Here is a 25,725-nt window from a genome sequence, read left to right on the forward strand (position 1 = left end):
TTCGCTCGTGTAGCGCTTAGCGCTTGGCACTTGGCACTTGGCACTTGGCACTTGGCACTTGGCACTTAGCACTTAGCACTTAGCACTTAGCACTTAGCACTTAGCGCTTGGCACTTAGCACTTAGCACTTAGCTCTCTGCTCTCAGCGCTCTGTTCTCAGCTCTTGCCAGCTTCAGCCCGGCTATACATATTCAGCTCCTGCAACCGGATGAGCACCTTGCCATAACGTCCTCCCTGCTTAATCAATACCTTGCCGTCTGGATAAGTACGGCGTACATACTCGGTAACGATTCTCCGCGCAGACTCATCTGCTGTATGTCCATGATGCTTCAGCATCTGCAGGGTCTCTTCAATCGCCTCTTCGCGTGGCACCTCCATGCTCTTCATCTCCCGCGTGATCAGTGACTCGAACGAATAGCCCTTTAGATAGAGTAAATGGGTTAAATAAGCCATATCCGAGCTTTTCGCATGCACTTCCTGTCCGGACAGCAAAGGAAGAACTTCATTCATAAGACTGTGCTCCCTGCCCCCTGCATTGAGACTGATGTAGCAATACTTGCGCGCGCAGCTGAGCACACTCTCCACACTTTCCCAATCGGTAACCGCCGGAGACATGGATACAAACACAAGATCAAAGGCACCCTTCCAGCTCGTTGCGTCAAGATCCACATTTTCGAACAAGTCACGTACCAGTTCCACCTGACCCTGCGGGAACCTGGCTGTATTCTCTATGAACAGCTCGCCTAATGGAATGTTCGGCTCTACCGCTGTGACCTTCGCCCCTCTATCAGCAAAAGGAACCGTGAACCCGCCTGAAGCCGCGCCTACATCCAATACGGACTGCCCTTCAAAGGATACCCCCTGTCCTTCCAGCCAGCCGATAATCCGCTCGCTTCTGCGTCTTCCCCCTTCACTGAACACTTCTTCGTTAAATGTCTTCGCCTTGTGGTCAAAGGAGCGTGCCAGATCCGTGCCCGCCTTCCTGAATTTATTGCCCATCGCTTCCGGGTCCTCTTTCCAGGCCTTTTCCCATACGCTGGCATTGAATAAATCGGTTGTCATATCAGCTCATCCCTCTCTAAATGCTCATTTTTCTCTTCATAGATTTAAAAGACTTACTATGTCTATAATCATGCCGCAAAATAACGGCGGATGATTAGTCCACCGTTATTTTCACGGCAAGCTCGGACATTTTCTTATTCTGCAGATACCGCTCCATTTGCTGCTCCGCTTCGATCATCTCCTGCTGAATCGGACACATGCTGGAGTGATTAAGCGTACAATCGAACAACGAAGCCGTGCCTTCAATCGCATGAATGATATCCAGAAAAGAAATCTCTTCTTGCTTGCGCTTCAGCCGGTATCCCCCGTTCGCGCCGGATGCGGACTCAATGAGATCCGCCTTCACCAGCTTGGTCAGGATCTTCGACAGATACGTGGGAGATACCCCCTGCCGCTCCGCGAGCTGCTGAACTCCTATGGGCTTATTCGGCGCGGCAGACACCAGAAAGAGCATCGTGTGCAGCGCGTAATTGGTTGCCTTCGAATACTTCATCGTTCCACCTCAATCAAAGACTTTATTAGTCTATAATAGCGTTTATATAAGTAAAAAGCAAACAAAGGATTTCCACAGCCTTCCGCTGTAGAAAACCCTTTGCTCCCATAACATGATCCCTACTCGGCTAATTGAGGTTGTGGTTCCAGCTCATTACAGTTGCGGCTCCACCGCATAAGTGAAACTATAGTCGCCCGAGCCCAGCTCTAACTTCACTTTATCCCCCAGTTGTTCTGCCGAATGGACACCGGTCGCCAGCCCCAGCAATCCATCTCTTTCCCGCACCTGGGCCAGCCCCGCATTTGGGAGATACAGCTCAGCGGTGGCGTTCGGCGGCACTGAAACAGAAATCTCCAGCCGATCCGCTGCTGTTCTCCATTCCGAGCGGATACGCCCGTACATCGTTTCAAGCTCGGCTGCGGCCCAGGTTAAATCTCCGCCCGGCTGCGGTTGAATCACAAATTTTTTGTAGCCGGGGAAATCTTCATCCAGCTCAATACCGGCGACATGGCGGTACAGAAAGTCCCCGATGGCCCCATACGCATAATGATTGAAGGAATTCATGTCCTTGCTCCAAAAGCTGCCGTCCTCCTTCATCCCGTCCCAATGCTCCCATATGGTTGTCGCTCCCTTGGTCACCTGATACAGCCAGGAGGGATAATCCGTCTGCAGCAGCAGTTGATAAGCCACATCTGTGTGCCCCGCCTCACTCAACACAAGATTCAGGTACGGCGTACCGACAAAACCGGTAGTGAGATGATAGTTGCTCTCCTCCAAGAGCTTCAGGAGTTTGCCTACGGTACGTTCTTTTGCCGTTCCTTCCACCAGCCCGAACATTAACGCCAGCACACAGGCGGTTTGTGTGGACACGGATAACCGTCCGGAGGGGGTGATGAATTCCCGGTTAAAGGCTGTCACAATACGGCTGTACAGCTCTGAGTAACGCTGGGCGTCTTCTGTTTTTCCGAGAACATGGGCTGTCTTCTGCATCAACTGAACGGAATACGCGTAGAAAGCCGTTGCGATATAATCGGTATCCGTAGCGCCGCTGTAGCTGTCCGGTTTGGCATCCAGGCCCAGCCAGTCGCCGAAATGAAAGCCGGTATTCCACAAAAATTCGTCACTTCCCTGCTGGCGGATATATTCAACCCAGCCCTGCATGCTCGGGTACTGCTGTTCGAGGATACGCTTATCCCCGTAGCATTGGTAGAGCGTCCAGGGACAGATGACCGCAGCATCCCCCCATGCCGCAGAGGAATGCTCATTTTCTCCCAGAACATTCGGGATCACGAACGGAACACCCCCATGGTCCAGCTGGTCGGCTGCCAGATCCTTAAGCCATTTGGTGAAGAAAGGCGCTACATTCATCAGATACGCGGAAGTGCGGATGAACATTTGCGCATCTCCGGTCCAGCCGAGCCGTTCATCCCGCTGCGGGCAATCGGTCGGCACATCGACAAAGTTGCCCTTTTGACCCCACCGGATATTATGCTGCAGCTGGTTAAGCAGCGGATTGGAGCAGGTGAAGGAGCCGGTAGGCTCCATATCCGAATGAAGCACAATGCCTGTGAAATCCTGCAGAGCTACGTTCGCGCCAAACCCAAGCAGCTGCACATAACGAAATCCCTGGAAGGTAAAACGCGGCTCGTAGCTTTCCGGGCCTCCGCCTTTTGCAATGTACGTAACGGTCTGCTTGGCTCGTCTCAGGTTATCCGTATACACATTTCCTTCTTGATCCAGGACCTCAAAATGGAGCAGCTGTACCTGAGTTCCTCCAGGGGCCTCCAGGGTAAAATTCATCCAGCCGACCATGTTCTGCCCCATATCGAGTACGGTTTCACCTGCTGGCGTCTTAAGTAGCTGAACCGGCTGGATCTCTTCAATTTTTCTTACCGGAACATTCTCCTGTGCCACCAAAACCTCCTTGGGATGGGTGACAAGTTCTACACGGGACCAACTGCTGTCATCATAACCGGCCCTGCTGAATCCACTCCGCTCCAGACGGGCGTCATAGGTCTCACCGTGATACAGCTCCGACATTAGAATCGGACCGGCGGCAGCCGTCCAGTGTTCACCGGTGGTGATGATCTGTTCGTCCCCATCCGCAAAAGTCAGATGTATCTGCATCAGCAATGCCGGGCGGTCGCCGTACAGATGCTTGCGGTTATCCCAGGCCAGGTTTCCTTTGTACCAGCCGTTCCCGAGCCAGGCACCCACCGCATTGTCTCCCGCTGCAATCTGCCCCGTAATATCATAGGTCTGCACCTGCAGCCGGTGATTGTAGCTGGTCCAGCCCGGGGTCATATAACCGTCGCCCACCCGTGAGCCGTTCAATTCCATTTCATACAGACCCAGGGCAGTCACGTACATTCTGGCCTGAAGCGGAGTGCCATCGATGTGAAAAGTGTGGCGTACAAGCGGACATTGCTCCGCCTCTACATCCAGCAGAGAAAGCGGGGCGCTAATCCATCCGGCCTTCCATTCCTCCGCTTTCAGCAGCCCCATTTCCCAAAACGCGGCTTCTGACCAATCCGTATGCCGGTTCTCCCGGTCCCACACCTTCACGCGGTAATAATACCGCTTCCGTGAACGGAGTTCGGGCTCCATCAGCTCCACATGAGTACATTGATCCGAATAGACTCTGCCGGAAGTCCACAGGAGAGTGCTGAAATCCGGCTCTGTGGAAATCTGAATGTCATAGGACTGCTGCATCACGTTCCGCTCCACCGATTGAAGCTGCCAGCTGATTCTTGGATGGCACACATCAAGTCCGACCGGATTCTCCTTATACTCCACACGTAATTTTTGTACCTTTAACATCCATAGCCACCCCGTCTTTTCTTGGATTCATCTTGTGATCTCGAAGCGCTTTCTATTACAATTATAGAAATCAAATGACTTCGCATGACCCGTGAAAAGGACATTTCACCTGTGAAATAAGGACTTTTAGTTCCGTTAAGAAAGGGATGGACGGATGAATTCTGCAGAGCATGTGCTTAAAGGCGAAGCTTTTTTCCAAAAGAATCTGCTGCTCTATGTTAACCGTGCTACGGAGACTTACCAGCTTCCGCTTCATTCCCATGATTTCATCGAGCTGGCCTTCGTTGCCGAAGGGAAGGGGTTTCATTATACAGAACAAGAGGTTCAGAAAGCCTGCAGAGGGCAGCTGTATTTCATTCCCGTTGGCGTCTCCCATGTTTTCCGGCCTTCGTCGCCCCATTCGCTTAAAGAACCGCTCGTCGTCTATAATTGTTTATTTACAACAGCGCTTCTGGATGACCTTGCTTTCGTGATTCCGGATGCACCGATTGCAGCGTACCTCGAACAGATCAAGAATCAGCAGGTGCCCGCATTCTCCATGACCGACCAAAATGGTTCCATCGAGAACCTCTTCCTCTCACTGCACCGGGAGTACAATCTCCCGCAGACCGGTTCCGGCAGTTATCTGCTGACCCTGTTCATTCAGCTGGTTGTCACCCTGTACAGGTTACAGCATGATGAGCTGCACTTTCCGGTGACCAGACCGACGCAATTCCTGCAAATTCTCCACTATATCCAGCAGGAGTATGCCCAAGCCCTTACCTTGTCCCATCTTGCCCGGACCTTTGACTGGAGCGAGCGGCATCTTCAGCGGCTGTTCAAAACGCACACCGGCCAGACCTTCCATCATTTCCTGCAAAATGTCCGGATTCAAAAGAGCTGCGTTCTGCTGATCCAGCAGCTACACTCCCCCATTCCGCTCATTGCGGAGCAGGTCGGCTACCACGATACCAAAACGTTCAACCTGGTCTTCAAACGGATCATTGGCAAACCGCCCGGCGGGTACCGGCAGGAGGCGGCAAGCACCGGAGCGCAACCACAGACGATAGAAGCCGCCAATGACGCTACTCCCAGCGGATGACAATAATAGCAGTGGCCTGCAGATAATATTAGATTATAAGAGTGGTTGCTGCTCTGAGATAACAAGGGTTGCTGCCGTGAGTCAAAAAGCCGCCCTGTGTCATCGTAAAGAAATGACGGGGCGGCATCTTTTATGAGATATTATGTCCTATTTCTGCAGCTCCGCATCCTTTTGCTTCAGCAGGTCGCCATATTCCGCTTTATACTCCTCCAGCTTGTCCTTCAGTTCGGTATTGGACGGATCCAGTTTCAGCTTGCTGCTGGTGGACAGAATGTTATCGACTACATTATCGATTTGGCTGTCAATTGCCTTGATTTTGCTTTTGGTCACTGCTACTGCAGAATCTGGTGTCATCGTGGGCAGGGGTCCAATAGTGATGCTCTCGGCCTTAGCCAGTGAAGACGAAGATATAATCTCTTTCTCGTCCAGACTTATGGTCTTGCCGGACAAGGAGACCTTATAGCCTGCCAGCTCTCCGATGGCCCGCACCGGTGCATAGCTTTTTCCATCAATGACAATGGCCTTGTCGGCCAGCTTCTTGCCGTATACGTTTACGGTGTATTCTGCTTGAATGGTCTTGCCTACTAGACTTGTAGAGGCTCCAATCGCCTGAGTACTAATCATCAGTACCGCACCGGCAAGACAGCCGGCAGCAAGCTTTTTCATAAGAAGTTCACTCCCCGTAAAATACTATACTTGCTAGTTTACCATTTTACGGCGGGTGATGACGAGCTTTTCCCATACACTTTGGCTAAGCAAGGCCGAGAGAATGGATAATCGCAGGTGTGCAAGTCATTGAGAGGTATAATCATACGTGCCGTCTACATACCTTAGTACTTCCGGTGCTTCCTACACCTATAGTCGCCCTTATAGCCGCGCAGTCAGGATTTCACACAATGCACCATATAGAGAATGCTCGAGATCCATAGAAGCCAGCGCTGCAAGCACCGCTGCTGGCACCTCCAGTTCCGTCACCAGCCGGAGGATCTGCTCCTTCAGCTGGAAATGAATCTGCGAGCGGTTCAGCAGCGCGAAGACTTCGTTAGCTATATCGCCTGCAGCAATCCGGGCTACGGCCAGGGTTACTTTCAGGGATTCAGCCACAGCCACAGCCGGAACGGTGACTGTCAGCGTGTGAGCAGCATCATCATACGCAGTTTCAACCCCAAGCGGCCCGCTTCCAGTGACGACCTGCACCTGCGTATCGGCACAGCCTACGAAGTACAGCTTCCAGCTCCGCCGCTCCGGCACGGCTGCCTTGTTCCCCCGGGCAGGCTGAATCGTGAGAACTGCCGCTTCTCCCCATTCCAGGGTAATTCCGGTATCGCACCACTGTTCGTCCCGGTCTTGGGCACTATCCCCTTCGTCCTCCCAGAGATGAAAGCTGCCGCTGGCTCCGGCAAATACCCGCAGCTCCAGCTGCCCGGGATTAGCGGCCGATGAGGTATACTCCGTCAGGTCCGCCATCGGAACCATTGCCCCCGCCTTCGCCAGCACGGGAATATGCTCCAGATTGCGGTAGAGCGACAGCCTTCTGCCTCCGTCATACACTCTTCCGCTGAAAAAATCGATCCATACTCCTTCAGGCAGCCATGCCTTGAATTCCGCCACCCCCGTCTTAGCATGTACTGGCTGTGTAATCGGACAGGCCATCAACTCTGTACCGAAATAGTATTCGTTCGGCACCTCATAAGCTTCATGCTGCTCCGGATGATGGTAATACATCGGCCGGACGAGCGGCAGCCCCTCCCGGCTGGCATAGCGGTTCATGGTATACAGATAGGGAAGCAGACGGTGGCGCAGGCGCAGACTGTCCTTCATCGCCTCCTCGGCCATCCGGTTGAAGCGCCATGGCTCCTTGCTGTTGAACGGGCTGGCTGAGCTATGCAGACGCAGAATCGGGGAAAACACACCGAGCTGCACCCATCGCAGCGCAAGCTCATCATCGAGATAGCCCAGCATATGGCCTCCGATATCGTGGCTCCACCAGCCATATCCTGCATTCGAAGCATTAGCCGTGAAATAAGGCTGGAAATCAAGGGATTCCCACGTGACAATCGTGTCCCCGGAGAAGCCCACCGGGTAACGGTGGCTGCCCAGACCCGCATATCGGGAAAAGGTCATCCGGCGCGCCCCACGCCGCCCGCTGTCCAGATAGTGGTAGTGGTTCAGCATCCAGAGCGGATCAAGTCCGGGGATACGGGTCATCCCGCCCTGCTGCCAGTCGATCCACCAGAAATCCACGCCTTCTTCCTCCAGCGGATGGTGCAGGTACTTGAAGTAGGCGAGCAGAAACTGCGGGTCGGTGATGTCAAATTCCACGGCATCGCCTTTTTCAGGATCCATGCCGAGCTCTGCCGCAATCGCCAGATAAGGATCTTCAAAGGCCCGTACCCCGTCAGCGGGATGGACGTTGAGCGTAACCCGAAGCCCTTGATCATGCAGCCAGCCGAGGAAGCCCTTGGGGTCCGGGAATAGCTCACGGTTCCAGGTATAGCCGGTCCAGCCGCTGCCATACTGCGGATCAATATGGACCAGATGCCAGTCCATATCCATGACCGCTACGGTGAAGGGAATCTGCTCGATGGCAAACCGCTGGATCAGCGTTTTATATTCCTCTTCGGAATACCGGTAATACCGGCTCCACCAGTTGCCCAAGGCATAACGGGGCAGCAGCGGCGTCCGGCCGCAGAGACGGTAGAAATCTTTCAGACATTGCAGGTAATCGTGGCCGTAGCCCAGAAAATACAGATCTGTGTCTTCCTGACCGCGCGGCTCCACCCTCCCGTCTGCCTCCAGCAGCAGCGAACGGCTGTCGTCTATTAGGGTATACCCTTGCCTTGACAGAAGTCCATGCTCCAGCGGGATGGCCCCGTCGGCATTATCCAGTGTGCGGGCTGTACCACCCAGATCCTGCGGCGTATCGCCGAAGTACCAGACGCTCATTAGATGCCCCGAAGCATTTCTGATCCGAATCCTCAGCCCGTGCCGGGAGAACGGCTGCTTGTCATAGGTTAGATGCAGACGGTCTGTCACCACTTCCAGCTTGTTCCCATGATCGATGACCTTGAATGAAGGAACAGGAAAATCACGGTTCAACACCGTTTGGGTCGCCCGGTCTTCAAAGACTCCCTGTCCGCTATACTCCAGACGGATCAGCTCCGGGGTTAGCACGGTGAGCCGGTAGCATTCTCCCTGAATGACGGCTCCTTGATCCGCACAAGGCTCCGAAGGGAGCCTCAAGTAATCCGGAAAAGGTTGTTGTTTTGGAGGGATTTGTTCCATTTTGTAACCTCTTTTCTCAGAATGTCAGGGTGAAGGCTACTCCTTCACGGCACCGATCATCACACCTTGATTGAAGTATTTTTGCACAAAAGGATATACGCACATGATCGGAACCGTAGCCACAATTATGACGGAGTAGCGCATCATATTCGCCAGGCGCAGCGCAATTTGCGCAGCTTCCCCCGTACCTATACCAGACTGCATCTGATTGGTAATCAGAATGTTGCGGAGGATCAGCTGCAGCGGATACATGTTAGGATTTTTGAGGTAGATCAAGGCGTTGAAATACGAATTCCAGTAGCCGACGGCAATCCATAAGCCCAGCACTGCAATAATTGCCTTGGACAGCGGCAGTACAACCTTGGCGAAGTAGCGAAGGTTGCCGCAGCCGTCAATCTGGGCCGCCTCCCACAAATCTCCGGGAATACTCGTCTGAAAAAAAGTCCGGGCCACGATAATGTTGTACACGCCTACAGAGAAGGGCAGCACCATCACCAGAAACGTGTTGTACATATGAAAATCGCGGATCGTCAGGAATGTAGGGATCAATCCGCCGTTGAAGAACATGGTGAAGATAAAGAACAGCGAGATATATTTGCGCCCTACAAGATCTTTCCGGGACAAAGCATAGGCTGCAGAGATGTTCACAGCCAGACCGATTACGGTGCCCACGACCGTGTACAGGATGGTATTCCGGTACCCGATCCAGATGTTCTCATGGCGCAGCAGTTCTTTGTAGCCGTCCAGTGTGAACCCTTTGGGAAACAGCCAGACCTGGCCCCCCGCCACCGCAGATGGATCACTGAATGAAGCGATAATAATAAAGAACAGCGGGTAGATCAGAATCAGCAGAAACACTGCTGCAATGATATACATAATGGCTTCCATCACTGTATCCGAGGAGCGGTTATTTTTGATCTTCCCTATCTTCTCTTGAGCCGCAGGCTGTTGTAGTACTCCCATGTTGCTGTTCCCCTTTCTACCACAAGCTGTTTTCGCTGAGTTTTTTGGATATCTGGTTGACCATAATGAGCAGAATGAAGTTAATCACTGTATTGAACAGGTTGATGGCCGAGGAAAAGCTGTACTGGCTGCTTAGCAGCCCGATTTTGTATACATAGGTAGATAAAATTTCGCTGGAGGTGGCATTCAAGTCATTCTGCATCAGATACACTTTTTCGAATCCGACGCCCAGCAGACCACCGACCCGCAGGATCAGCAGCGTAATTGCTGTAGGCATCAGCATCGGAATGTCGATATAACGGACCTTGTGCCAGCGGCTTGCCCCGTCCACGGTTGCAGCTTCATACAGACTCGGATCAACCGCCGACAGCGCGGCTATGAAGATAATACTGTCCCAGCCGACATGCTGCCACACATCGGACCAGACATACACGCTGCTGAACCAGCCGGCTGAGCCCATAAGATCCGGGGCTTCTTTGCCGAACAGACTATACAGATTGCCTACAAGTCCCGTGCTTGGGGAGAGCAGAATCATCATCAGGCCCACCATAACCACCGTGGAAATAAAATGAGGCATATAGGATACAGTCTGGAAAAAACGTCTGAACCGGTTCGGACGCATCTGATTCACCATCAGCGCCAGCAGGATTGGAATGGGAAAGGTTATAAGGCTGTAAACGCTGATAATCAGTGTATTTTTGATCGTTGCCGAAAATTGATACGAGTGAAAAAATTTCTCGAAATACTTGAAGCCCGCCCAAGGGCTGTCGGTAATTCCAAGCGCTGGACTATAATCCTTGAAGGCAATAAGCACCCCATACATCGGCTTATACGCGAATAATAACGTAAGGACCGCTGCCGGAAACAGTAGTGCATACAGCCCCCAGTTCCGCTTGATCTGTCCCAAGGTCCGACCTGGATGGCTATGACCGGATTTCATGAAACCCCTCCTAAAAAAGTATTGTGTAAACTAAGCCTCTCTGTTCCCTCAGTATATCGCTACATTTTCATGCCTTACGGACCTATTGAAGGTCTTAACCGGACTTTCCGCCCCTACTTCCCCTAGCATTTGAAGGGGGCCGGCGGCAACAGCGGCAAGCCATAGCTCATCCGGACTTTCACTGATGTTATCCGGACATTCAGGATAAGTTACACCGTCCGTATCCGGTTCCCTGCGCAGAAATGCCGTCCTGCACAAAGCTGGGCGCGGGACGGCATTTATCACACGATGAAGAATCTATCAATCAGTCACTTCGTCCGACAAGCACGAATCGGGACTCCTATCCTCCCTCGCGGGTCGCTGTATTTCTCAGGCTTAGGAGTTTATTTCACGTTCATATAGCGGCCATAAGCATCGGTACGGATCTTGAGAAGCTTTTCCAGACCCATATCGTTCAGCTTCTTAACATAAGCAGCCCATCCCTCTTCAATACCGCCTTTGGTGATGAACTGGGCACGCATAGTAGTCACATAGCTATCGATGTCCGTGGTCAACGTAGGCAGCTCCTGGAATTCCTCCGAGGTATACATAACGTTAGGAAAAGGCGTAGTAACATACTTGCTGCCCAGCTTATCCAGCTGCAGCTTCAGTCCGTCACCACTGTTAGGACTCAGCACGATGTTTTTCTCAAAAGACGGGCTTACATATTTAGGGCCGAAATCGCGCAGCGACTGGTCCCAATACCAGGCATCGGCACTGGTTCCTGTTGGCGGGTCCATCAATGTGTAGGTGTTGTCATCATTCTTCTTGATTACAGTACCGATCGCTCCCCAGAAATTCTGTATACTGGCTTCATTGGTATAGAACTGGTCGGCCCAACGGGCAGCCACTTCCGGGTTTTTGCAGGATGTAGTAATCAGCAGCTCATTGCGGTTAAGATTCATCCCGATCGGATTGCCGATGGTATAGCGGTTGCCGTCCGGTCCGGCCACTGGTGGAATGGTCTCATACTGATCGCTCCATTTGCCGAATACAGCATCAGGTGTCCATTGGTACGAGAGGCCGACGATTGGAGCGTCCGGATTCTGGAATTTGGCCGATATCATTGTGGCGTCCTGGGTGAACAGCTCTTTATCCAGCAAGCCCTCAGTGTATAATTTATTTTCCCATTTGAGGCCTTCTTTGTACTCATCGGAAGTAGGGTAGTAGATCGCTTTATTGTCCTTGACCAACATATTATTACTATTAAGGTCCGTGATGCCGAATGGACTGATGAGGTCATTGCTGACTTCAATATACGGAATTTCATCCGCCTTGCCGTTTCCGTTCGGGTCCTTTTCCTTGAAAGCCTTCATGGCATTGTACAGATCATCCAGTGTTTCCGGCGTCTTCAGACCCAGCTTGTCGAGCCAAGTCTTGTTGATGACCGGCTGGCGCGAGCTTTTGGGGCGCGAAGGCAACCGGGTAGGCAACGAGTAGATTTTCCCGTCGGGAAAGGTGCTGATTTTTTTCATTTCCGGTGTTTCTTTCATCGCCGCCTTCAGATTGGGCATATATTGATCGATATACTCATCCAGCGGCCGGAAATAGCTTAAATTGTTAACGATATCGGAGTCAGAAAAGGTCTGGTCTCCCAAAACCACATCCGGAAGTGTACCGCTTGCCAGCAGAATGGACTTCTGTTCCGCCCAGTCATTGGAGGACATCACCTGCCAGTCAATTTTGACATTCGAATTCTTCTCCAGATCCTTCAGCCACTGGTTCCGGGTGAATGTATCCCCCATGCTTCCCCAGCGTACAGTCAGCACCTTCAGGGTTACCGGCTCCTTGACGATCGGCAGTCCTTCCTTGTTGAAGTTACTTGCTTCGCTTGGAGTACTCGCATTCTCCTTGTTGCCGCTGCAGCCGACCATTCCCATTACCATTGCGGCCGACATAAGCAGCAGCGGCCATTTTGGGATTAATCTGCTTTTACTGTGTGTACTCATTCTGTGATCCCCCATTTCATGTGTGTATCGGCTTTACACGCTTAATGATAGCTCCCGGCGTCCTTGCATTCCGGACCCTTTGGCGGCGGTATTCGGACCTCTGCATCCGCTTACATTATTTTGAAGACTACATGGCTTATTTTTGTGGACAGGGATGACAGTATTCAGACTTTTGCTGGCAGTATCCAGACTTTGCGGCGGACTGACAGGAATTTCGCATGTAAATTCCTCCGAGAGGTTTTATAATGGCTTTGTTAGCCTATAGAACCGCCTTCATCCAGATGAAAGCGCAGGAAAGGACTCAGCGTGCAAGCCATGACCAAGAATACAGCAGGAAACAGACCGTATCCCATCCGACACTATGTACGAATCATGATGCTGGTCTCATTAGTGGTGCTGGTGCTGGACCTTGTCATCAGCCTCGCCTCCATTTCCATAGTAAAGCAGCAGTCCACACGTTATTTGAAAGATACCGCCAAGCTGTACATTGACCGTATTAATCACGATTTTGCTTATATTAATCATTATATGGGCTGGACGCTTGCGAACGATGAGAGCCTGAATATGATGAACGCTTATGATCCGGACAGCAGCGAGTTCATCAAATCAAACGATAACCTATACAAACGTTTTTCGGAGCTGCAAAAAAATTACGGGCAGCAATTCAACTTCTTCTTTTATTTGAAAAATCAGTCTTTCTTCCTCAACTGCGCACCTATCAGTATTACGTATACGGATTATCTGGAGCTAAAAAAGCAGATCAATTCCTATATCGAGGACAAGGATGTGTATGCCCATTTTTATTCCAGATGGTCACCCATCCTGGTCAACGGAAACTACTATATTATCAATATCGTTCCCTACTACAACCGCTATCTGATCGGACTGATCTCCGCAGACAACCTGATCCACCCTTTACGCCAGCTTAATCTGGGGGCGAACGGGTATGCTTCACTGGTGGATGAGAAAGGCACACGCATCTCAAGTCCCTTATCTGCCAGCGGGAAGCTGGTGCAGCAGGAGGCTAAGGGGCCAGGTCTGTTTCAGTCACGTACAACGATCAGCAGCGAATTTTCCAATACAACATTCAGTGCCCATATGATCATTCAATTCGGAGCGTTTGAGAAAATCATGATTGCCCAGCTGCTGATCCTCTTGCTGTTCTTCATGGTGACCTCCACCATCTGCGCTGTGATGCTCTTCTTCAATAAAAGGGTGCTTGGCCCGATCCAGAACTTTTCGGAGAATCTGGCTCACTTGAGTGAAGAAGGCCAGCCTGTAGACTTCAAAAGCAGCAAAATCATCGAGCTGGAGCAGGCTAACGCACAGTTCAAGGACCTGGTGAAACAGATCAAAACCTTCAAAATCGCTATTTATGAGCAGGAGCTGGAGAAACAGCGCATTCAGCTGGATTATATGAAGCAGCAGATTAAACCCCATTTTTTCCTGAATTGCCTGACCAGCATTTACAGCATGGCCCAGATCCAAATGTACGAGGAAATCGAAAATATGGCGATGTCGACGTCCAAATACTTCCGCTATACCTTTCAGAGCGGTGAGAATTTTGTCCGGCTGGAGGATGAAATCGAGCATGTCCGCACATATCTTGAAATCCAGAGAAGCCGCTACCGGGATGCCTTCAGATATCATATCGGGCAGGACGAAGCAGCCAAAGATACGCTGATCCCGCCGCTCGTACTGCAGACCTTTATAGAGAACTCCATCAAATATGCGATTTCCCGGGACCCCGAGGTGCAGATCAGACTGACGGTCCACCGCCGCGAAGCGGCGGAGGAGCAGGTGACGGTGATTCAAATTTCGGACAGCGGACCCGGCTTTGCCCCCGAGGTTCTCGAGAAGCTGGTGCGGGGCCAGTCGCTGGATCAGAGCAAAGGGACACATATCGGCATTATGAATACGCTGAAACGGCTCGAATACCTGTACTTCAAAAAAGCGGTGGTCCACTTCTCCAATATAGAGGGAGGTGGTGCATCTGTCATCTTAACTCTTCCGGATCTTCCAAGTACTTCAACATGAATGGAGAATTTCTATGAACGTACTGCTTGTAGATGACGACTATTATGTAGTGGCGGCTTTACAGAAGAGAATTGACTGGGCAGCACTGAATATCGAAACCGTATATACGGCCAACAATGTTGCCCAAGCCCGTGAAATTGTGGAGAACTATTCCGTGCAAATTCTGATCTCAGATATTGAAATGCCACAGGGAAGCGGACTTTCACTGCTGGCCTGGATCCGGGAAAATCAGTATCCGATTCAAACCATCCTCCTCACCAATTATGCCGACTTCAATTACGCACAGAAAGCCATTGAGTTGCAAAGCTTCGAATATTTTCTCAAGCCTATTGAATTTGACAAGCTGATGCTTATTATCCAGAAAGCGATTGTACGCGCCAACGAACAGCAGCATAACGAAAAGGCCATTCAGGAAGGCTACTATTGGCAAAAGAACCAATCGAAGAATCTGGAGCATTTCTGGCGCAGGATCGTGAGTGTAAGCACCTCATCCCCCATCAAGCCGTCCTTCCTCACTCATGCGATCCAAGAGCAGAATCTTTCCTATCAGATGGACGACACGCTGCAGCCGCTGTTATTCAATGTTTTTCCCTATAATGGCACCATGGGTAAAGAAGAGAAGGATCTCTTTGATTTTGCCCTGCTGAACGTTCTGGTTGAGCTGTTCCAGCACCCCGGCTTTGGGATCGAGAGTATTCTGGAGATCAAGGACTACCAGTGGATTGCTATCCTGAAATGGAACGATGCGCCGGACACCGGAACGCTTGAGGAAATCTGTGCCTCCTTGATCCAGAAAACAAACCCTTATCTCAAATGCGATGTCTGCTGCAATATTGGCTTACACGGTCAGTTGAATGAGATCGGCACTGTTCTGAAAAACCTGCTCCGGATGGATGAAGAAATCACACGCTCCCGAAATCATACCTTTACGGTGGAAATGTACCAGAAGCAGGGCAAAGCAGTCTATCTCCCTCCGAATCTGGCCCATCTGGAAGAGCTGCTGAATCAGAACAAACTGGCCGCTTTTCTGGAGGAAGTAAGCCGTTATCTCCTCGGGCTGCTGGTTAACCGGACCGTCGACACCTCCATCCTTAGCCTGTTCCGGCTGGATATTGTGCAGCTCGTGTATTCTTTTCTCAAAATGAAAGGCATTCAGGTACATAAATTATACAGCGGTAAGGCGAATGACCGCCTGCAGCTGCAGTCTCTGACGTCCATCGAGGACATGCAGGAATACCTGGATTACCTGGTGAATACCGCCATGAAATACCGGGATCTCACCGCACAGCCCCAATCGGTTGCCGAAGAGATCAAGCAGTATATTCATACGCATTACGGGGATGAGCTGACGCGAAACGATCTGGCGGAGATTGTCTATCTGAACCCGGATTATCTCGCCCGGCTGTTCAAGAAAGAAACCGGCATTGCCCTGGGCAGCTATGTGATTCAGGTCCGGATCGCCGCCGCCAAGCTGCTGCTGGAGACCACCCGGCTGTCTGTGTACACCATTGCGAGCAAGGTGGGATACACCAACTACTCCTATTTCTCCAAGCTGTTCAAGCAAGAGGTCGGCCTGTCTCCTAACGAGTATAAAAAGGAGCAGCACAGCCAGCCTGTAGGATGAGAATGTAGGGTTAATAGTTTATCTGAGAGAGGCCTGGCCTCTTTTTTTTGTCTGATTTTTCATTGAGAAATTGTAAAATGTATAATAAACTTGACGCCATGAATGGTTTATAATACATTATGTACATCAAACTTAACTTGTTATCAAAATATAGTGTAGGCGGTGTAGCGATGACGTATCAAGAAAAGAAGAGCATTGTATCTCTGATCACGGCAATACTTATTTTCGGATCTTATTGTGCTTACATGTTTCCAAAGGCACCGGAGGGGGCTGACTCAACGGAAAGCTTTCATTATTGGGGTTCGTTCGTGATCATTTTGACTTTGGTTTCAATCGCAGCGCATATCCTGATCAGCATTATTTTCAATATTGCCTTTAGGATAACGACCGGAGAAAAGGAACCGGCATTTGCAGATGAACTGGATAAACTCATTAACTTGAAGGCCACACGGAATTCTTTCTTTGTCTTTGTCCTTGGCTTTCTTGCTGCAATGGGGGCGCTGGTCAACGATCAGTCATCACAGGTGATGTTCGTGATCCTGATCGCCGGCGGATTCATTTCTGATGTAACCGGCTCTATCACGAAACTTTATCATTATCGGAAAGGAGTCTAGGATGAGTAAGAATCTTGTTGGCAATCACATCCGCAGATTACGGTTCGACCACGATGAAATGACACAGCAGCAATTGGCTGACAAGGTGGGCGTAACGCGACAGACCATCGTAGCTCTGGAAAAGGGCAATTACTCGCCATCCCTGGAACTGGCCTTCCGTATTGCCCTCGCCTTCAACTTATCTCTGGAAGAGGTATTCTTTTACGGAGATAGCACGAAAGAATAATGAATGAGGAGATGACAGTATGAATTCAAACCACACAGCAGCGAAAATAACGGGTGTCTTGTTTATTCTAGCAGCGGTTTCATCGATAGCTGGTCTTCTTTTATACGATCCGATCCTGAACGGCCCCGATTATTTATTAAAAGGTTCTGAACATGCCAACCAGGTGATACTGGGGGCGGTCATGGAGTTGATTCTTGTCGTCTCAGCTGTCGGCACTTCGATTACTATGTTCCCGCTTTTGAGAAAATACAATGAAACATTAGCCCTTGGACATCTATGCTTCAGGTTTCTTGAGGCTGTTATCATCACAGTGGGCATCATCAGTGTATTGTCCTTACTGACCTTAAGCCGGGAATTCACAACTTCTGCTGCTGTAGATATATCTTCTTTTGAAGCTTCAGGTACACTATTAAAAGCCATCCACGACTGGACGTTTATGCTGGGTCCCAATGTCATGCTGGGTATTAATACGCTGATATACAGCTATATTTTTTATCAAACCAAGCTGGTGCCTAGGTTCATTTCGATCTTAGGCATTACCGGAGCCATACTGGTGTTAAGTGCAGGCATCTTTGAAATGTTCGGAGTCTTTCCTCAACTATCCGTGTGGGGGGCCCTCTTGTCTTTGCCAGTAGCCGCCAATGAAATGATCCTTGCCGTATGGCTAATTGTAAAAGGCTTCAACTTATCCTGGCATAGATAGGCCGTCCTGGGCTGTCGCCTAACCCTCCCCACCTGAATATATCTGAAGTAGCTACGCCGGAAGGAGGACAGCTGTCGTTCTCTTTTTCGCAAAACAATCAAAATAAATCAAATAACAATCAAAATATATTGTAAAACGATAAACCATGTGCTAAATTTGATTTAACATTAATTAAATGAGGTGCATTTTATGGAACGAGGAACCACACTCTTTTTAAAGGTAGCTGTTATTGTAATTGGGCTCCCGGTTCTTGCTTTGTGTATTTTTGCGGTACCTGAGATCGCGAATTTTGCAGCAGAGTTGTATCCCGGTATGACTTCTATTAAATATCTGGTACTCATCGATTTGTATGCATCGGTAATTCCCTTTTACTTGGCACTGTATCAAGCCTTCAAACTATTAGGCTACATTGACAAGAACAAAGCTTTCTCTGAATTATCTGTGCGGATCTTAAAGAATATAAAATACTGTGCAGTCACATTCAGCATTCTGTATGTAGCAGGCCTTCCTCTCTTCTATCTTATGGCGGATATGGACGATGCCCCAGGGATCATAGTTATCGGATTGCTCATGATTTTCGCTTCCATGGTGATTGCCGTTTTTGCTGCAGTTCTCCAAAAGCTATTAAAAGAGGCCATTGATCTAAAAATAGAAAATGACTTAACAGTCTGAGGTGAAATCCATGGCGATTATAATCAATATTGATGTGATGCTGGCTAAACGGAAAATGAGCGTAACCGAACTTTCGGAGAGGGTGGGAATCACAATGGCTAACCTTTCCATATTGAAGAATGGAAAGGCAAAAGCGGTTCGATTATCCACTTTAGAGGCGATCTGCAAGGCTTTGGAATGTCAGCCTGGAGATATTCTGGAATACAAAAGTGATGAAGACATTTAAGAGTAAATAAACGGTCAAATGTATTCGAATCGTGTGCGATAGTTCAATGTTCAATACAACAGCGGCAGCCAAGGACATTATTATCTCGTCCCTGGCTGCCGCTGTTTCTATATTGCCGTCAGTCCATACTTATTCCACTTTCAGTGACAAAGCGCTTTTGGGCGTCATGGTGAAGGTTAGCCGCTCACCGCCCGGCAATTTTACAGCTACGATCTCTTCTTCTTCGCCTTCATTGAATAGCACCGCCCCAATCGATCCGTCCATGTTGCGGAAAGCAACAGAACGGATGCACTCATGGCTTGACGCGGAATCCATCCGCAGGGCCTTGGGCCGGATCACTGTGCTGAAATGCGCCAGTGCATAGTAGTCCAGCGTATAGGTTAGTTCACGGGTCTGCTGGTCGATCCGAACGATACCGCGGCAGGTGCTTGTGCCGAAGCCCGGCACTGTCGGCCCGTTATGTTCATCTAGTGCCATATTCCACAAGACGAACGACTTGCTGTGATTTCTAAGAATCTCAATCCCTGTGCGGATCACATTCGAGAAGGCCTGTTCAAAAGGCGGAATCCATTCGCCGCCTGAGCCCTCAGTGAAGTGTACCTCTTTACCTTCAAAAGCACGCTTCACCTGTGTCTGCGCCGAGGGTTCACCACCATACCAGTGCCAGGCTACCCCATCCACCTCTTCCCCGGCAGCTTCCAGCACGGACACCGGGTAATCCGGGCGGTCCCAGTTGTGGTCATAGCAGAGAATTTTACTGTCGATGTTATGTCTCAGAAATGCAGGCTTCAAGTAATCCCGTACAAAAGATGCCTGCGCCTCCGGCAGCATAAGCATGCTCGGATAATGCTGCGGTTCAAACAGCGGTTCATTCTGCGGAGTGACAGCATATACAGGCAGCCCGTGCTCTTTGTAAGCCTGAATGTACCTTACAAAATAGTCAGCGTACACACTGTAATATTCCGGCTTCAGCTCTCCGGTGATCATCGACCCGCTGGTCTTCATCCAGCCTGGAGCGCTCCAGGGCGAAGCCATCAGCTTGACCTCCGGATTCAGTGCCACCGCCTGTTGCAGAAGCGGGATGATATCCTCTTCATCATGGGCGATGGAGAACCGGTTCTGCTCCATATCGGTTTCCCCTTCAGACAGATCATTATAGCTGTAGACCGTTCTGGCATAATCCGAGGCGCCCATTGGATTCCGCAGGACCGATAAACCAATCCCCGCCACCGGATCAAACAGCTTCACCATCAGCTCGGTTCTCTGCTCCGGGTTAAGCACCTGGTTGATCAGATATGCCGCCGAATCGGTAAAAGAAGCCCCGAAACCGTCCATCTCCTGATAGGTTTGACTCTCGTCAAGGGTAACAGTGACGGTCGCTTGCTCCGCAGCTGCTGCTTCCAGCGGCTCTGGCGGCTGTTCTATGAATAACCCGTCTTCGCCTGTGGACTTGTAAATGACTAGTTTCTGCAATGTGGTTTCCCTCCATAGATGTTTTATATAAACCGAAATTAAGGTCTTCCATTCTTTGATTTTCTTCGTAACTAGGTTCAACTCAATGAAAACGTTTTTATTTTTGGCTAGAAACAGCTTCGCCGCCCAGAAAAAAGAGGCGTTATCCGTTTCAATGAGCCTTGCACCTTACATCTGGTCATTCCGGTCAAACTTCACATGACTTGAGCCTCTGACGATAATTTCGCCTTTCAGCTTCTGGGCGTTGCCTTGTTCTTTCTTCTGTATCATGCGGACCAGGTGGTCGATCGTCAATATTCCCTGCCTGGCGATTTGATTCCGCACCGTAGTTAACGGAGGGGAATAGTACTGGGCGATATCAATATCGTCAAAGCCCATTACACTAATGTCGAGCGGAACCTCGTATCCATGGCTTTTGAGCGCCTGGATACAGCCGATTGCACTGAGGTCATTGCCCGCCAGAAAAGCATCTGGCAGCTTCTCGGGAAACGCCCGGATAAAAGATTTCACCGCATTAAAGGTGCTCTCTTCCTCGAAATAGCCTTGCAAAATATAATCCTCACTCACCGGCAGACTGTACTGGCGCAATGCCGCCAGGTACCCTTCTCTGCGCTGCACACTGTCAAACATCGTATCCACGCCGGAAATATAGGCTATTTTTTTGTGGCCCAGCCCGATTAAATACTTAGTTGCTTCATACCCCGCCTCAAAGGAGTCAAAAATGATGCTGCCCATGCTCTCTTTTTGCAGCACCCGGTCCAGAAAAACCGCTTTGATATTCTCCTTGTTCATCGCATGAATGTCTTTATCGTTAATTCCCAGTTCTTCATAAATAATGACGCCATCCACACGCCTGCCGAGGATATTACTCATCACGACCTGCTTATCTTTGGTAACAAATACGTTCAGCCCGTAGCCCAGCCGGTCACATTGCCTGGACATGGACTCTACAAGCTTATAGAAATAGGGGCCTGTCACGCTGGTTGTAAAAAAGCCCAGCATCATGGTTTTTCCCGACTTCAGCTGCTTGCCGTTCAGGTTAGGAACATAATTCAGCCGCTGTGCTACCTTAAGCACATGCGATTTGGTCGCCGGATTCAGGACATCCACATCATTCAATGCATTTGATACCGTTGAGATTGAGACGCCGGCCTCCCGGGCGACGTCCCTGATTGTTATTTTTCCCATCATCCATTTTCCTTCGCTATAAAAACGTTTTTATAGATAAAATAACATAAAACCATTTTTCAGTACAATAGTTTTTCTTGGTTTATCGGAATTGAATAAACAGAGGCTTAAATCTTATTGCTTGGGGGTTTTGGCCGTAACTTCGGGGAATGTTTGGACTTCCGGCCGCTGTTATGTTTGAATTTCTCTGATTGGAACCGCTGATCGCGGTAGAAATCCAAACATAAAGGCGGTCGCTACCGCTCCTCCAGTTCCAAACTTCCCCTCCACTACTACCCTTTTTATTAAGTTTTTCAACTTCATTGATTCAGTTCCTCGTCGGGTTTACCCGCAAGCAGTTCCTTGGCTTCCTCCGCCCAGTCCAGGTAAGCCTTGTAGACATGCTCTCCGAACAGGACGGTCAGGTAGAAATACAAATGGTCCTTTTCGGTATGGAGAACGCGCTCCAGATTCCCTTTGAACATCTGAATCTGCTGAAGACTCTGTGTATGCCGTTCCTTGAAATCTTCAATCCTCGCAAGATTGCTCTCGTCCGGAACCAGGCTTCCGAAAAAGAGCTTGAGCAGGATCTCATATTTTGTATACTCCTTCTGCTCGGGAAGCATGACCCACTCCTTCAGAAGCCCCCGCCCTTTGTCCGTGATGGAATAGATGTTTTTCTCCGGGCCTTTGGAGCCGGCGCCCTTATGTTTAAGCACCAGCTCTTCGGTTACCAGCTTCGCCAGGGTCGGATATATCTGCCCATAGCCTACTTCCCAGAAGCCGCTGATCATCACATCTATCTTTTTCTTAATATCGTATCCGCTAAGATCCTCATGGTTCAGCAGGCCCAATATGATATAGACCGTAGTATTTTCCTTGGGCATGATCTTTCCTTAGGCTCCCTCCGTGTAGCTGCTCTTTGAAACGGAATCCTTCTGCACACCGAAGCCTACCCGCAGTACCCTTTTCGGGCATACGCTCTGGCAACTGCCACACAGAATACATTCATTACTTTTCATATCTCTATTCTGTACCATTTCCTGGACCTTCAGGCTCATCGGGCAAGCTCTGTCGCACTTCTTGCAGCTGATGCAATCCTCGGTTCTGGCCTCCAAATGAAGTGAGGGATAACCCAGTTTGTTCTTAAGGGTATTGCCCAGGACCATGAACGGAGCCATCCAGCAGAGGGAATGACAGAAGGATCGCCGCCCGAAGATCAGAGACACACTTACTATTAATAATACGACGGCAAAGTACGTAATGAAAGCCGGAGGGGCAGAAACCGAGATTCCATAGTCGGTAAAATAAATCGGATTGAGGTCTTTGATCCCGCCTGCACTCATAAACCCGGCCAGAATGGACAGCACCCACGGCACCCAAATCAGATATTTAATGAGGTTCTGTTTGCGGCTTGCAGGTTTGTTCACCACCTGGCTGCAAGCCTCCTGCAAGCCTCCCGCCGGACACAACCAGCTGCAAAAGGCTCTGCCAAACACCAGCGAGAAACCAAAAAGTGCGCCAAACAGCAGAAAGCTTCCGGTGGCAATACCGGCAAAGCTGCCTTGGACAATCAGATAAGGAGAGAAATAATTCAAGGTAACCGGGAACAGCAGCATTGAAATCAGCAGGAGGGTCTTTCGAGTCTTTTGTTGCCGCATGCTTCATCACATTCCATTCTTCTTAGAATAAAGGCTTCAGGCCAGAAGGTTGTATATCATGATGATATAGTTTATGGTATCAAGTTGAGATAGATGCTGTCAATGAGCTTTTTGTCATTTCCGATTGCCTGAAAACCTGCTGAAGGTATTTTTAATGATGTTGACAAGATTCATGAAAAAATATACTTTAATTAAAGTACTCTAAATAAAGTATAAGGATGGTGTTGAGCGATGAAGTTATTTTTCAAAAATAAAGCGGTCATGAGTGGTGTGTTCATGATGATTTTTTACCAGATCATAATGATCGGAGTCTTTACTTCCGGTTATAGTGCGATTCCGAAGAATATCGGCGATCTCTCGGTGGCAATCGTGAATGAAGATCAGCAGTACGGGGTGGAATTTGCGAAGCAGCTTGAGCAGGATCTGCCGTTTCATGTTCAGACGAATACCAATCTAAAGACGGCTCAGCAAAAGCTTGAGGACCGGGACATTTATCTGATTATGCACATCCCTCAGGATTTTACGCAGAAGCTTTCTGCTCCAGACCAGCAAGTTCAACTGAATTATTATATTAACCAGTCCAATCCGGCTACCACCAACAGCACGGTGCAAAATGTAGTAACGCAAATCACAGACAAAATCAGCGCCCAGTTGCAGACCCGCAGCATTGAAGGCGTGCTGCAAAACGTGAAGATGCCCGAGGCACAGGCCAAGGAAGTTGCCGCAGACATTGTGAATAAAGTGCATGCCAATGTGGTGGCCTCCAATCCCCAGCCAGCCGGGATGCATAACCAGATGGCTCCGATGTTTCTGACGATGTCCTCTTATGTCGGGGCTATGATCTACTCCATGATGGCCATCGGTGCATTAAACCAGTTAAAGGGCAAGCTTGGAAAATGGAAAGCCTTCCTTTCGCTGCAAGGTACCAATGCAATGATCGCTCTGATCGTCCCATTGATCGGGCTTAGCATTTATTTCGCCGTACACGGATATGGGGCTAGTACGTTTGTTCATATGTGGCTGCTGCACGCTCTGGAATTATTCGCAGCCATTCAGTTCACCAGTATTTTCTGCCTGCTATTTGGACAAGCTGGCATGATGCTGAATCTACCACTCTTGCTGATTCAGACCATCGCCAATGGATCGGTGGTGCCACAGGTGATGATGCCAGGGTTTTTCAAAGCCATCAGCCATATTTCCGTGATGTTCTACACGGTTCAGCTGGACTATAATTTGCTCTTTGGAGGAGGGAACTCTGCATTTCTGCTGCTTGGTCTGGTCCTCGTCGCCGTTTCGGCTCTCACCATTAACGCAGTGATCCACCATTTCAAGCCGTACAGCAAATTAAGTCCTAATGCTGCACCGCAGCCACTCTTCATGTAAAATAGAAAGAGCCGACCTGCCAATTCCGGCAGCCGGCTCTTTTCATATATCTTCTAGGAGGAGTCTTATGTCGCTTCAAATATTCATCCTTGGCATCCTGAGCGAAGGAGAGCATCATCCTTACGACCTGAAGAAGCAAGTTCTAAAGCCTATCGATAATTCATTTCCGATCAATGACGGAACTCTTTACTATAATTTTGAAATACTAAATAAAAAAGGGCTTATTCGTAAAATCAAGGTCGTGCAAAGCGACAACCGTCCCGAAAAAACAACCTATGGAATCACAGAAAAGGGCCGTGAAGCGCTGGTGGAAGAGATTTATTCCATTTTTCAAAACTTCACGAATGTCACTTCCTTGTACTCCTCTCTCTTATTCCTGGATAAGGTGGACCGCAAGAAGCTCGCTTATCTGATTGAGGAAGCCATTGAGCGGTTGAATAAAAGAAAGCTATTGATTGAAAACAGCGATCCCGAGTTGTCAACCGTTCCCGATTCCCAAAAAATCCCCGTCCGGCTGATTTCAGATCATGCCTATCATTCTGTTCAAAATGATATCAACTGGCTGCATAAGCTGCTTCTTGAAGTGCGTAGTTAAGCAAGGGAACCCGGCAGTGAAGATATTTTTTAGATACCCGGCGAAGTTCCTGGTACTCCCTTAATCTCTTCCTCCGGCTCCATATTTTTTAGCTTCCGGCTAAACAGAATAAACGGGACAAGCCCCATAACACTCGTAATCACTTCGGTTACGGTCATAGAGCAGATCACGCCATGCAGTCCGAAAAACTTTTGCAAAAGAATGATCACGGGGATATACAACACGCCCTGGGTAATCGACATGACTGCGGTCGGAACTCCTTGGCCGGTAGCCTGAAAAATGCTGGTGAACAATCCGGTGAAGCCATTGAACAGCGTCGAAACGAATGACCGGATCTCTGAATATATGGAGTCTGTTAATATTGTTGCTGGAATAGTTATGGGCGAAGAGCGGAATCAGGCCAAGGAACAAGCCCATCGACAGAAACTCAGGAACCTGCACAATTCTCAGTGCAACCCCGAATCCGGCCACCACACTTTCTCCATACTGGATAGAGTAATTGTTCAGCAGCAGCGTAGTTACAATCATAAAAGCAGCCAGCAGCTCTGAGATCCCGATTTTATATATTTCCAGCTTATCCTTCAGAGAGATTCTGTAATACTTTAAGAAGCCCTTAAAATTATCGCTTTTCTTGTCCAGATAGTAGACTTAATAGATTGCGGATCCCAAATTAGCCAGACACACAGCCAGCGCCCAGGTTTGGGGTTAGCCA

23 protein-coding genes are annotated in these 25,725 nt (G+C 49.5%); 10 read left to right on the top strand and 13 right to left on the bottom strand.

The features are described 5' to 3' along the window. Window positions 1–156: 156 nt before the first annotated feature. The 3 genes from A3844_RS02970 to A3844_RS02980 form a co-directional block, all read right to left on the bottom strand. The gene (locus A3844_RS02970) at window positions 157–1,062 is read right to left on the bottom strand and encodes a class I SAM-dependent methyltransferase (RefSeq protein ID WP_074106579.1); all 906 of its coding nucleotides are present in this window, start codon (window positions 1,060–1,062) and stop codon (window positions 157–159) included. A gap of 94 nt (window positions 1,063–1,156) precedes the next feature. Further along, on the bottom strand, window positions 1,157–1,555 hold the full coding sequence (locus A3844_RS02975; RefSeq protein WP_074085427.1) for an RrF2 family transcriptional regulator: 399 nt from the start codon (window positions 1,553–1,555) through the stop codon (window positions 1,157–1,159). A gap of 153 nt (window positions 1,556–1,708) precedes the next feature. Then, the gene (locus A3844_RS02980) at window positions 1,709–4,375 is read right to left on the bottom strand and encodes a glycoside hydrolase family 78 protein (protein WP_074106580.1); all 2,667 of its coding nucleotides are present in this window, start codon (window positions 4,373–4,375) and stop codon (window positions 1,709–1,711) included. 154 nt (window positions 4,376–4,529) lie between these two features. Between A3844_RS02980 and A3844_RS02985 the strand changes: the two genes are divergently transcribed. Continuing rightward, window positions 4,530–5,456, top strand: coding sequence for an AraC family transcriptional regulator (locus A3844_RS02985; RefSeq protein ID WP_074106581.1), 927 nt, complete (start codon window positions 4,530–4,532; stop codon window positions 5,454–5,456). Window positions 5,457–5,603: 147 nt separating this feature from the next. Here the strand turns inward: A3844_RS02985 and A3844_RS02990 are convergent, their stop codons facing one another. From A3844_RS02990 to A3844_RS03010, 5 genes are all read right to left on the bottom strand, one after another. Next, the gene (locus A3844_RS02990) at window positions 5,604–6,122 is read right to left on the bottom strand and encodes a hypothetical protein (protein ID WP_074106582.1); all 519 of its coding nucleotides are present in this window, start codon (window positions 6,120–6,122) and stop codon (window positions 5,604–5,606) included. A 201-nt stretch (window positions 6,123–6,323) separates the two neighbouring features. After that, window positions 6,324–8,741, bottom strand: coding sequence for a glycoside hydrolase family 31 protein (locus tag A3844_RS02995; protein ID WP_083606661.1), 2,418 nt, complete (start codon window positions 8,739–8,741; stop codon window positions 6,324–6,326). 36 nt (window positions 8,742–8,777) lie between these two features. Then, window positions 8,778–9,704: a carbohydrate ABC transporter permease gene (locus A3844_RS03000; RefSeq protein ID WP_074106583.1), complete on the bottom strand. Its 927-nt coding sequence runs from the start codon at window positions 9,702–9,704 to the stop codon at window positions 8,778–8,780. A gap of 16 nt (window positions 9,705–9,720) precedes the next feature. Beyond that, complete coding sequence (locus A3844_RS03005) at window positions 9,721–10,644, bottom strand: ABC transporter permease (protein WP_074085432.1); 924 nt, start codon at window positions 10,642–10,644, stop codon at window positions 9,721–9,723. A 383-nt stretch (window positions 10,645–11,027) separates the two neighbouring features. Then, window positions 11,028–12,632 (bottom strand): extracellular solute-binding protein, encoded by a 1,605-nt coding sequence (locus A3844_RS03010; RefSeq protein WP_074106584.1) that lies wholly within the window; start codon window positions 12,630–12,632, stop codon window positions 11,028–11,030. 315 nt (window positions 12,633–12,947) lie between these two features. Between A3844_RS03010 and A3844_RS03015 the strand changes: the two genes are divergently transcribed. The 7 genes from A3844_RS03015 to A3844_RS03045 all read left to right on the top strand — a co-directional run bounded on the left by A3844_RS03015 (window position 12,948) and on the right by A3844_RS03045 (window position 18,734). After that, the gene (locus A3844_RS03015) at window positions 12,948–14,669 is read left to right on the top strand and encodes a cache domain-containing sensor histidine kinase (protein ID WP_074106796.1); all 1,722 of its coding nucleotides are present in this window, start codon (window positions 12,948–12,950) and stop codon (window positions 14,667–14,669) included. A 13-nt stretch (window positions 14,670–14,682) separates the two neighbouring features. Then, window positions 14,683–16,293 (top strand): response regulator transcription factor, encoded by a 1,611-nt coding sequence (locus A3844_RS03020; RefSeq protein ID WP_074106585.1) that lies wholly within the window; start codon window positions 14,683–14,685, stop codon window positions 16,291–16,293. 170 nt (window positions 16,294–16,463) lie between these two features. Then, on the top strand, window positions 16,464–16,907 hold the full coding sequence (locus A3844_RS03025; RefSeq protein WP_074085435.1) for a hypothetical protein: 444 nt from the start codon (window positions 16,464–16,466) through the stop codon (window positions 16,905–16,907). 1 nt (window position 16,908) lies between these two features. Next, entirely contained in the window at window positions 16,909–17,133 is a 225-nt protein-coding gene (locus A3844_RS03030; RefSeq protein WP_074106586.1) for a helix-turn-helix transcriptional regulator, read from the top strand. A 19-nt stretch (window positions 17,134–17,152) separates the two neighbouring features. Then, window positions 17,153–17,836, top strand: a complete 684-nt coding sequence (locus A3844_RS03035) for a DUF4386 domain-containing protein (protein WP_074085437.1) — start codon at window positions 17,153–17,155, stop codon at window positions 17,834–17,836. Between the two features lie 189 nt (window positions 17,837–18,025). Then, on the top strand, window positions 18,026–18,508 hold the full coding sequence (locus tag A3844_RS03040; protein WP_074106587.1) for a DUF2975 domain-containing protein: 483 nt from the start codon (window positions 18,026–18,028) through the stop codon (window positions 18,506–18,508). Between the two features lie 10 nt (window positions 18,509–18,518). After that, window positions 18,519–18,734 carry a helix-turn-helix domain-containing protein gene (locus A3844_RS03045; RefSeq protein ID WP_074085439.1) on the top strand — a complete coding sequence of 72 codons (216 nt, stop codon included), beginning with the start codon at window positions 18,519–18,521 and terminating at the stop codon, window positions 18,732–18,734. A gap of 129 nt (window positions 18,735–18,863) precedes the next feature. On the opposite strand, the gene A3844_RS03050 is transcribed toward A3844_RS03045, so the two are convergent. The 4 genes from A3844_RS03050 to A3844_RS03065 form a co-directional block, all read right to left on the bottom strand. Then, window positions 18,864–20,207 carry a glycoside hydrolase family 30 protein gene (locus A3844_RS03050; protein ID WP_074106588.1) on the bottom strand — a complete coding sequence of 448 codons (1,344 nt, stop codon included), beginning with the start codon at window positions 20,205–20,207 and terminating at the stop codon, window positions 18,864–18,866. Window positions 20,208–20,375: 168 nt separating this feature from the next. Beyond that, a complete protein-coding gene (locus A3844_RS03055) occupies window positions 20,376–21,395 on the bottom strand; it encodes a LacI family DNA-binding transcriptional regulator (RefSeq protein ID WP_083606662.1) in 1,020 nt (339 codons plus the stop codon). A gap of 299 nt (window positions 21,396–21,694) precedes the next feature. Next, window positions 21,695–22,261 (bottom strand): PadR family transcriptional regulator, encoded by a 567-nt coding sequence (locus A3844_RS03060; protein ID WP_074106589.1) that lies wholly within the window; start codon window positions 22,259–22,261, stop codon window positions 21,695–21,697. 9 nt (window positions 22,262–22,270) lie between these two features. Beyond that, complete coding sequence (locus A3844_RS03065; protein ID WP_074106590.1) at window positions 22,271–23,035, bottom strand: 4Fe-4S binding protein; 765 nt, start codon at window positions 23,033–23,035, stop codon at window positions 22,271–22,273. 231 nt (window positions 23,036–23,266) lie between these two features. Between A3844_RS03065 and A3844_RS03070 the strand changes: the two genes are divergently transcribed. Further along, window positions 23,267–24,418, top strand: a complete 1,152-nt coding sequence (locus tag A3844_RS03070) for a YhgE/Pip domain-containing protein (protein WP_074106591.1) — start codon at window positions 23,267–23,269, stop codon at window positions 24,416–24,418. 67 nt (window positions 24,419–24,485) lie between these two features. Continuing rightward, the gene (locus tag A3844_RS03075; protein ID WP_074085445.1) at window positions 24,486–25,013 is read left to right on the top strand and encodes a PadR family transcriptional regulator; all 528 of its coding nucleotides are present in this window, start codon (window positions 24,486–24,488) and stop codon (window positions 25,011–25,013) included. A gap of 99 nt (window positions 25,014–25,112) precedes the next feature. On the opposite strand, the gene A3844_RS32160 is transcribed toward A3844_RS03075, so the two are convergent. After that, window positions 25,113–25,541, bottom strand: coding sequence for a hypothetical protein (locus A3844_RS32160; RefSeq protein ID WP_143191990.1), 429 nt, complete (start codon window positions 25,539–25,541; stop codon window positions 25,113–25,115). Window positions 25,542–25,725 lie beyond the last annotated feature (184 nt).

This window comes from Paenibacillus helianthi (assembly GCF_001909055.1).
In the GTDB taxonomy this organism is placed as follows: domain Bacteria; phylum Bacillota; class Bacilli; order Paenibacillales; family Paenibacillaceae; genus Paenibacillus_AQ; species Paenibacillus_AQ helianthi.